The sequence below is a fragment of the Streptomyces niveiscabiei genome (genome assembly GCF_001419795.1).
Lineage (GTDB): Bacteria > Actinomycetota > Actinomycetes > Streptomycetales > Streptomycetaceae > Streptomyces > Streptomyces niveiscabiei.
The window spans coordinates 1-1,270 of the sequence record NZ_LIRL01000225.1 but is presented as its reverse complement, the minus strand read 5'-3'; the positions used below and the strand labels follow the sequence as shown (position 1 = coordinate 1,270).

1 protein-coding gene is annotated in these 1,270 nt (G+C 71.5%); it reads right to left on the bottom strand.

Annotated features, from left to right (window positions below; translation table 11 throughout):
* Positions 1-90: 90 nt before the first annotated feature.
* Entirely contained in the window at positions 91-984 is an 894-nt protein-coding gene (locus AOK24_RS12475) for a glycosyltransferase family 2 protein (protein WP_055720131.1), read from the bottom strand.
* Positions 985-1,270: the final 286 nt, after the last annotated feature.

Sequence of the window (1,270 nt, the reverse complement as noted above, 5' to 3'; positions counted from 1 at the left end):
GGGGCGGGACATCGGGTGGGCGAACGCCGTTCAGCCCACCCGCGTTCAGCCGCCCCGCGTCCAGACGCCCCGCCTTCAGACGATCGGCGTTCAGATGATCGGGGGGCGGCCCAGCCGGGTCAGTTTCCACACCGTCCGCCAGCTCATCGCCCTGCGCGGCCCCGGCGACTGGCGGACGCCCTCCGCGAAGCCCGCGAACCACGCGCGCAGGCCCGCGAGGGAGCGGGTGCGCAGGAGGGTGACCGCGAGCCAGATGCCGAGGTGGACGGGGATCAGCGGGAGGGGGAGGTTGCGACGGACCAGCCAGACGCGGTTGCGGGCGGTGACCCGGTAGTAGATCGCGTGTCGCGCGGGGGACGTCTTGGGGTGCTGGAGGAGCAGCTCGGGGGCGTACAGGATCTTCCAGCCCGCGTCGGTCGCCCGCCACGCCAGGTCCGTCTCCTCGTGCGCGAAGAAGAACTCGGCGGGCCAGTCGCCGGTCTGCGCGAGCATCCGCATGCTGAGGGCGTGCCCGCCGCCGAGGAACCCGGTGACGTACCCGCCGTCCATGGGGTCCGTCTTCCCGGGGCGCGGGACGTGCCGGCGGGCCGTCTCCCCGTGCTCGTCCGCGATGCGGAAGCCGACGATGCCGAGCTCGTCGTCCGCCGCGAACAGGTCCCGTACGCCGCGCAGGGTGTCGGGGTCGGGCAGCAGGCCGTCGTCGTCGAGGTCCACGACGACATCGACGTCGCCGAACTCCCGCAGCTTCGCCAGCGCCTCGTTGCGGCCACCCGGACAGCCCAGGTTCTCGTCCAGTTCGATCAGCGTGACCTCACCCGGAAGAGCGAGCCGGTCCGTGAACTCCGGCAGCCGGCAGCCGTTCCCCACGATCACGATCCTCGCGGGCGCCAGGCTCTGCTTCGCCACGGACTCCAACAGGGCGTCGACCTCGTCCGGCCGGTTCCCCATCGTCACCACGGCAACCGCGATCCTCGGCTCCACCACGGCTGCACTCCCCTGCGTCAACGTCCCTGTTCCCGGCCCGGTCGAGCCCCCGATCTCACCATCGGCGCCCACCGTTCACCAAGATGTTGCCTCAAGGGCCCGCGTTGTCGGACGAGCAGCTTGCTTTACCTCCTTTTTGCACGGGTTTGGATCGGGGGCGAATTCAGACACGCATCGGCAAGCGGCCGAGGACCGATACCGACGCCCACCCACGCGATCGGGGTGCCCCTCATGGACAGCGCGACCGCCCTCCCCACACGGCCCGCCCGACCGCACCGACCGCACC